Genomic DNA, 7,750 nt, shown 5'->3' on the forward strand with positions numbered 1-7,750 from the left:
TTTGTCTCGATCATCCTGACTATTGTGATCCCCATTGTTCGGGGGAAGGCGGGCGATGGACGAGGGTGGGGCCGAGGCGTTCCTCGGCAGCCGGTACGTGCTGCTCGACGAGATCGGCGCCGGGGCGATGGGGACCGTCTGGCGGGCACGCCACCGGGAGACCGGCGAGCTCGTGGCGGTCAAGCTGTTGCGCAGCAACCTCGCCGGCGACCAGGACCTGGTGCTGCGGTTCGTGCAGGAACGCAATGTGCTGCGCACCCTCCGTCATCCCCACATCGTCACGATGCGCGACTTCGTCATCGAGGGGGAGCGGCTCGCGCTGGTGATGGACCTCGTCGAGGGCGGCGATCTGCGCGGCCTGCTCCAGCAGCACGGCACGCTGCCGCCGGCCATGGCCGCCGAGCTGATGGCCCAGGTCGCCGAGGCGCTGGCGGCGGCGCACGCGACGGGCGTCGTCCACCGGGACGTCAAGCCGGGGAACGTCCTGATCGACGGGCCCTCGGGGCAGGTGCGGCTGACGGACTTCGGGGTCGCCCGGATCGTCCTCGGGCCGGGGCTGACGCAGACCACCTCGATCATCGGCACGCCCACGTACCTGTCGCCCGAGGTGGCCGACGGCGGCGTCCCCACGCCGGCGGTGGACGTCTATGCGGCCGGGCTGATCCTCTACGAGCTGCTGGCCGGGCGTCCGCCGTTCGTGGGCGAGCATCCGATGGCCCTGCTCCGGCAGCATGCGATGGCCATGCCGCGGCGGTTGCCCGGGATGCCCGACGCCCTGTGGTCGTTGATCGCGGCCTGCACGGCGAAGGATCCGGCGGCGCGTCCGGCGGCCGGGCAGGTGGCGGTGGCGTTGCGGGAGGCGGCGCCGGTGGTGGCGGGGCTGGCCGCCTTGCCGCGGGTCGGCAGGGCCGAGGCCCCGTCCGCGACGTCAGAGCCGCTCCCGGGGCCGCCGGTGCCGGGCTCGGTGCCGGGGTCGGTGCCGGGGTCGGGGTCGGTGGGCGGGCCGCTCGTGGGGCCGGCGCCTGGTTCGTCGCCGGCCGACGCCGCCGGGCCAGGCGGTGAGCCTGTTCGGGCTGCTGCTCCGCCCTCTGGGGATGGCCCGGGGGCCGGGGCGGTCTCGGGCGTCGCCGGCGGGGACGGCACGGTTCCGTCCGCGGGGCGGGGTGCGGCTCAGGTCGGCATGGTTCCGTCCGCCGGGCGGGGCGCCGCCGTGCAGGCGGGTACGGCGGGTGGGCGGCCGTCCGGACGGTCCCGCCGGCGGCTGGTCGTCATCGCGAGCACCACGACGGCGGTGGCGCTGACCGCGGTGGCCGTGGCCGCCATGGCCCCATGGCGGACGCCGGATGCGGGGGCCGTGAACGACGCGTCCGGGCTCTCGGTGTCCAAGGCGGCCGAGGTGGCCGGCACAGCGACGCCTGCCGAGTCCGGGACGGAGAAGCAGACGCCTGTCCCGTCGGAGGCGGACGAGGAGACGTCCGGCACCGAGGACGAACCACTCAAGTCGTCGGCCAGGAAGACGCCGAAGGAGCCGGTCCGCACGCCGGGCGCGACCGTCCAGGAACGCACGCCGGGCGCGACGACGGACCCCACGGCGAACCGTACCGCCGACCCTCGCCGGACGCCGACCGGCCGGAAGACGGAGGCCCCGCACACCGTGGACCCCGGGACGGACGGTGACGGCGCCCCGCCGCGCAGCTCCCAGCCGAACTGGAGATGCCGCTCGTGGATCACCGCGGGCGACGGTTCCGGCGTGGAGATGTCGCCCTGCATGGCCATGGTGGGCGACGTCTTCTACCTGATGGGACGCATCCGAGGCGCGAGCTCGGTCCGCTCGGACGTGCACGTCCAGCTCTACGACACCGACGCGGACCGCAACGTCTCCCAGCCCTTCACCTGCTCCGGGGTGTCCCCGCGGAACGACGGCGAGGTGGCCACCTGCGGGCCGTTCACCACCACGGCGCCGGCCGTCCACGCCAAGCACGACGTGCGGCAGCGCTGGCGCCGGACGGGGACGGCGGCGTTCGGCGGCGGCGCGGAGAGCCCCTGGGTGTTGTGGTGAGGACCCGCACGCCGGGGTGCGGGGTCACTGCCGGGTGGTGCAGACGGTTCCGTTGAGGGTGAAGACGGTGGGCAGGAGGTTCGGGCCGGCGTAGTTGCCGACGAACCCGATCGTGGTCGAGGCGCCCGTGGCCAGGGAGGCGTTGCCGGGCTCGCTGACGGCCCTGACGTTCGAGCCCGTCTGGGTCCAGGTGGCGCTCCAGCCGCTGCCGAGGCTCTGCCAGGGCCTCGGCCAGGTGAAGCTCAGGGTCCAGCCGTTGACCGGGGCGCCGTTGTTGGTGATCTCGACGGCGCCGACGTAGCCGCTGGCCCAGTCGGTCTGGTCGGTGAATCGCACGGCGCAGGAGCTGGTCGCCGGGGTACCGGTGGTGAAGGTCACGGGCGGTGAGGCCCAGGAGACGCCGCCGCCGCTGTCGCGGGCGATCACGTTGACCGTGTAGGTGGTGCCGGGCTTGAGGTTGCCCACCGTGTAGGAGGTGCCGGCGGTCTCGCCGAGCTGCTCGCTGACGGCGCCGTTCTGGCGGTGGAGCTCGTACTTGACGATCGGGCGGGCGCCGGGGGCGGCGGCGGGCCAGGAGAGGACGGCGGCCCGGTCGGTGACGTTCGAGGCCGTCGGACGGCCGGGCGCGCCGGGAAGGCCGGCCTGAGGCGCGGCGGGACGCACGACGACGGTGGTCAGCGACAGCGGCGGCAGCGTCTGGCTGGTGGCGGTGCCGGTGGTCGCGGTGGTGATGGCGTCGGCGCCGTTGACGTGGGTCAGCACGGTGGGCGCGCCCGCGGCCGGCGTGAAGCCCGCGTAGTCCACGGCGACCGGGTACGACGTGTCCGGCGAGGCGTTGATCAGCATGACCGCCAGGTCGCCGTTCGGCCGCCGGACGGCGTGCGCGCTGACCTTCGGCTGGTCGGTCGCCGCCGTGACGAACTGGTCGCCGGCCCGGGCGAACACGCTGACCATCCGCAACGCGTGGTACGGCGCGAACGGCGTGTTCAGCGGCGGCTCGCAGACCCCGGAGGAGTTGCAGACCCCGCTGGACAGCAGGCCGAAGTCGCCGTAGTCGGTGTGCCCCTCGACCTCGGTGACGTTGCCGATGCCGTTGTGCACGTTCCACCAGTCGACGGTGAACACGCCGTTCGCCAGCAGGCTCGCGTAGGCGTCGGCGGCGGCCAGGGCGCCGGGCTGGGTGTTGGTGCCGTTGCTGCTGGAGCCGGTGTTGAACTCGGTCATCGCGATGCCGATCCGGTCCGAGCCGGGCCCCGCGTACGCGGCGAGCTGCTGCCGGGTGAGCCGGATCATGTCGGGCACCTGACCGGCCCTGTCCAGGGCGCCGGGGTACCAGTGCAGGATCACGAAGTCGATCTTCGGCCCGGCGAGGGACAGGACGACCTTGTTCCAGCTCCCGTCGTCGCCCTCGGCGGTGATGGCGTCGGGCCAGTTCGCGGGGGTGGTCAGCACCGCGCCGATCTTGATCGTCGGGTCGGCCGCCTTCATGGCGTCGGCGTAGGCGACGACGTGGCGGGCGTACTCGGCCGGGCTCTTGTCGGCGTGGTCGTCGGCCTCCCAGGCGCTGCCGTAGTGGCCGTTGCCGTAGTTCTCGTTGCCGATCTCCCAGTACTTGACGCCGTAGCCCTTGGTGACGTTGGCGTGCCGAACCCAGGCGGCGGCCTCCTCGGCGGTGCCGGTGCCGTAGTTGGCGGTCACCATGGCCTGCGCGCCGGTACGCCGTACGCCGCGCATGAAGGTGTCGAAGTCGGTGTTCGGGGCGACGTACCCGCCGGGGGCGGTGTGGTCGGCCCAGTGGTAGATGTCGGAGTAGGAGCCGCCGGGGTAGCGCAGCAGCTTGACGCCGGCGTCCTTGAGGAGGTCGGCGGTCTGGTCGGTGCCCAGGTTCGCGTCCCAGATCGCATGGTTGGAACCGATGCCGGTCTCGGGGGCGGTGGCCAGGGCGGCGCGGGCGTTGACGGTCACCGTGACGGGGGTGACGTCGTCGGCGCGCGCCGGGGGAGCGATCAGCGTGGTGAGGGTCAGGAGGGCCGCGGTCGCGGCCCTGGGCAGGATCTTGCCAGGCATCGGGGTACCTCGCCGTGGGTAGCGGTATGGCTCGACGCCCCCTCCTGACCAGGAGGCAAGCATGATCATGCGACGTGGGGTCCGGCCCGTCAATCGGCGCTGAAACTTTCACGGCGGTCAGGCGGGCTGCGAGCGGGTCACGGCCGGTCAGGCGGGCTTGAGCAGGCCCCGGTCGTAGGCCGCCGCGACGGCCGCCGCCCGGTCCTTGACCTCCAGCTTGGCGAACACGTGCAGCAGGTGGGTCTTCACGGTGGCCTCCGTGACGAACAACTTCCTGGCCACCTCCCGGTTGGTCGCACCGCGGGCGACGAGGCCGAGCACTTCGAGCTCCCGCGGGCTCAGCGCCCGCTGCTCCGGCGGGTGCGCGTGCCGCGTCAGCGCCCCGGCCACGGCCGGCGACAGCACGCTCTCGCCGCGGGCCGCGGCCAGCACGGCCCGGCGCAGCTCGGCGCGCGGCGTGTCCTTGAGCAGGTAGCCGGTGGCGCCCTGCTCGATCGCGGGCACCACGTCGGCGTCGTCGCCGAAGGTGGTCAGCACGAGCACGTGCGTGCCGGGGCACTGCGCGCGCAGCCGGCGGATGAGCTCGGCGCCGCTCGGCCCGGGCATGCGCAGGTCGAGGAGCACGACGTCGGGGGCGGTGCGCAGGGCCACCGCGAGCGCCTCGGCGCCGTCGGCCGCCTCGCCGACCACCTCGAAGCCGTCGGTCTCGAAGATGCCGCGCAGCCCGTCGCGGACCACGGGGTGGTCGTCGACGACGATCAGGCGTACCGGCATGGCTCACGTTCCCGGGTCGGCGGGGATGGCCGGAACGGTAGCGGAGATCCCGGTGCCCTGGCCAGGGGCGCTCTCGACGGCGAGGCTGCCGGCCAGGCGGGTGACCCGCTGCCGCATCGCCACCAGCCCGAACCCGCCGCCTGAGCCGCTGCCCGAGCCGCCACCTGAGCCGCCGCCTGAGCCGCCGCCTGAGCCGCCGCCTGAGCCGCCGCCGGAGCCCGGGGTGAAGCCGGATCCGTCGTCGCGGACGTCGAGCGCCACCACGTCCTCCATGTACGACAGCGTGATCCCCACCCGGGTGGCCCGCGCGTGCCTGCCCACGTTGGCCAGCGCCTCCTGGGCCACCCGCAGCAACGTGCTCTCCACCTCGGTGTGCAGCGGCCGGGCCGCGCCCGTGACCGACACCGTGACCGGCACTTCGCAGGCCCGGGACCAGGCCGCCGCCACGTCCGACAGGGCGGTCCCGAGCTGCGCCGCCGTCGCCAGCGGCGCCGGGCGCAGCGCCTGGACCGAGCGGCGGGCCTCGGTCAGGCTCTCCCTGGCCAGCTCCCGTACGGTCGCCAGCCGCGCGCGCACCGCGGGCGCCGCTCCGGCAGCCCCGTCAGCGGCCTCGTCGGCGGCCTCCAACTGGGTGAGGATGCCGGTCAGCCCCTGGGCCACGGTGTCGTGGATCTCCCTGGCCAGCCGTTGCCGCTCGGCCAGCACGCCCGCTTCGCGGGCCTGGACCAGGAGCCGGGCCTGCAGGTCGGCGTTCTCCTCGGCGAGCGCGGCCAGCCTGGCGCTCTTCTCCTTCAGCTGCGCGTTCTGCTCGGCGACGGTCTGGAAGACCAGCCCGGTCATGGACGCGACCAGCACCCCGACCACGAAGGAGGCCAGCAGCTCGACCGGGCTGCGACCGGTCGGCGGACGGGCGGCGACCAGCGTCCCGACCGTCACCGCGACCCCGGCGTACGCCCACAACCCCGGCAGCAGCGCGAAGCACTGGACGAACATCCCCACCCCGGTCACGGTGAAGACCGGGTCGATCCGCACCAGCGCCGCGACCACCGCCAGCAGCACCACGAAGTACCCGGCCACCACCCACGCCCGCGCGGCCAGGCCGGGACGGCGAGCCACCACGAACCAGTGCCAGGCCGCCGCGAACAGCGCCAGGGCCAGCACCTCGACCCGCCACGTCCGCAGCAGCGAGAACAACGTGGGCAGCAGCACCAGCAGGTACGGCAGGGCCGCGGTGACCCGCTCCCACCGGCTCACCACCGCAGGGCCTTCACCGCGAGGCCGCCCGCGACGGCGCTGACCGCCACCATGATCCCGAGGGCGAGCGGCGGGAGCGCGCCGGCCGACCAGCCGTCGCGGATCGCCTGGACGGCGGGCGCCATGGGGGTCAGGTCCCCGATCGCCCGCATCGACCCCGACATGGTCTCGCGCGGGATCACCGCGCCGGACAGGAACACCATCGGGAAGAACAGGGCGAGCCCGATCACCGTCGCCGCCCGCCCGCTGGGGGCCAGCGCGCCCAGGAGCAGCCCGACCGCGCCGAGGCTGAGCGCGCCGAGCAACCAGGCCAGCAGCACGCCGGGCAGGCTCGCGGGCGCGCTCAGCCCGTAGCCGGCCACCCCCAGGACGACCAGCAGCACGCTGCCGAGCACCGCCAGCAGCATGTGCGCGGCCCACTGGGCGCCGCACAGCAGGAACGGCGTGGCGGGCGTGGCCCGCAGCCGCCTGAGCACCCGGCGCTCCCGGTACTGGGCCAGCGTGGCCGGCAGGACGACCAGCGCGGCCAGCCCCACGACGAAGACCGTCAGCATCGGCACGGTGGCGTCGACCAGGCGCTCGCCGCCGGGCAGCGGCCGGTCGCCGCCGCGCAGCTTGACCCAGAGCATGACCAGCGGGAAGCCCAGCGCGAAGTACGCCGACATCGGGTCGCGCAACCCCAGCCTGAGCTCGACGGCGACGACCCTCGTGAAGCCCTTCATGCCCCGGCCCTCCCGGTCAGCGTGAAGTAGGCGTCCTCCAGGGAGGCGGCCCGCGCCCGGCCGATCAGCTCGCGCGGGCTGCCCTCGGCCACGACCCGGCCGCGGTCGACGACGGCGATCCGGTCGCACAGCGTCTCGGCCTCGTCCATGAAGTGGGTGACCAGGACGACGGTGATCCCGCGGTCGCGCATGGCCCGGATCAGCCCCCAGGTGGTGCGGCGGGCGTCGGGGTCGAGGCCGGTGGTCAGCTCGTCGAGCAGGACCAGCTCGGGGTCGCCGACCAGGGCCAGCGCGATGAACAGGCGCTGCTTCCAGCCGCCGGACAGGCCGCCGAAGCGGGCGTCCTTCCTGTCGGTGAGGCCCCATTCGTCCATGATGGCCCGCCAGTCGGCCGGGTGGTCGTACAGGGAGGAGTAGAGGCGCAGGGCCTCGCCGACCTTGATGCCGTCGGGGAGCGCGGCCTCCTGCAACTGGGCGCCGACGCGCTGGAGCAGCGCGCGCCGGTCGCTCTGCGGGTCCAGGCCCAGCACGCGTACGCTGCCGCCGTCGGGACGCCGCAGCCCGGACACGCACTCCACGACCGTCGTCTTCCCGGCGCCGTTGGGCCCGGCGAGCCCGAAGATCTCGCCGCGTTCCACGGTCAGGGAGAGGCCGTCGAGGGCCCGGGTGTGCCGGTAGCTCTTGCGCAGGCCGTCGATCTCGATGACTGTCATGATCCGAGCATCACGCGGGAGCGGCGTGCCCCCCCCCCCCCCCACGGGGGGTGGGGGGGGGCCCCCCCGGGGGGCCCACATTGCCATGGTTTTGGGGGTTCACGGGGCCGCGGTAACGCCCGTTAAGGGCCGCGTTGGGCCCCTTGCCCAGGCGCCACACC

6 protein-coding genes are annotated in these 7,750 nt (G+C 74.3%); 1 reads left to right on the top strand and 5 read right to left on the bottom strand.

The annotated features are described in order from the left end of the window. Positions 1-55 precede the first annotated feature (55 nt). Positions 56-2,059 carry a protein kinase gene (locus tag ACFYYW_RS48035; RefSeq protein ID WP_387661030.1) on the top strand — a complete coding sequence of 668 codons (2,004 nt, stop codon included), beginning with the start codon at positions 56-58 and terminating at the stop codon, positions 2,057-2,059. Between the two features lie 24 nt (positions 2,060-2,083). Here the strand turns inward: ACFYYW_RS48035 and ACFYYW_RS48040 are convergent, their stop codons facing one another. From ACFYYW_RS48040 to ACFYYW_RS48060, 5 genes are all read right to left on the bottom strand, one after another. After that, positions 2,084-4,126, bottom strand: coding sequence for a cellulose binding domain-containing protein (locus ACFYYW_RS48040; protein ID WP_387661033.1), 2,043 nt, complete (start codon positions 4,124-4,126; stop codon positions 2,084-2,086). Between the two features lie 147 nt (positions 4,127-4,273). Further along, positions 4,274-4,900 carry a response regulator gene (locus ACFYYW_RS48045; RefSeq protein ID WP_387661036.1) on the bottom strand — a complete coding sequence of 209 codons (627 nt, stop codon included), beginning with the start codon at positions 4,898-4,900 and terminating at the stop codon, positions 4,274-4,276. Positions 4,901-4,903: 3 nt separating this feature from the next. Beyond that, on the bottom strand, positions 4,904-6,157 hold the full coding sequence (locus ACFYYW_RS48050) for a sensor histidine kinase (protein ID WP_387661039.1): 1,254 nt from the start codon (positions 6,155-6,157) through the stop codon (positions 4,904-4,906). Continuing rightward, complete coding sequence (locus tag ACFYYW_RS48055; protein WP_387661042.1) at positions 6,151-6,876, bottom strand: ABC transporter permease; 726 nt, start codon at positions 6,874-6,876, stop codon at positions 6,151-6,153. Before ACFYYW_RS48055 ends, ACFYYW_RS48050 begins: the two co-directional genes overlap by 7 nt. Beyond that, positions 6,873-7,589, bottom strand: a complete 717-nt coding sequence (locus tag ACFYYW_RS48060; RefSeq protein WP_387661045.1) for an ABC transporter ATP-binding protein — start codon at positions 7,587-7,589, stop codon at positions 6,873-6,875. Before ACFYYW_RS48060 ends, ACFYYW_RS48055 begins: the two co-directional genes overlap by 4 nt. Positions 7,590-7,750 lie beyond the last annotated feature (161 nt).

This window comes from Nonomuraea sp. NPDC001831 (assembly GCF_042892035.1).
GTDB lineage: Bacteria > Actinomycetota > Actinomycetes > Streptosporangiales > Streptosporangiaceae > Nonomuraea.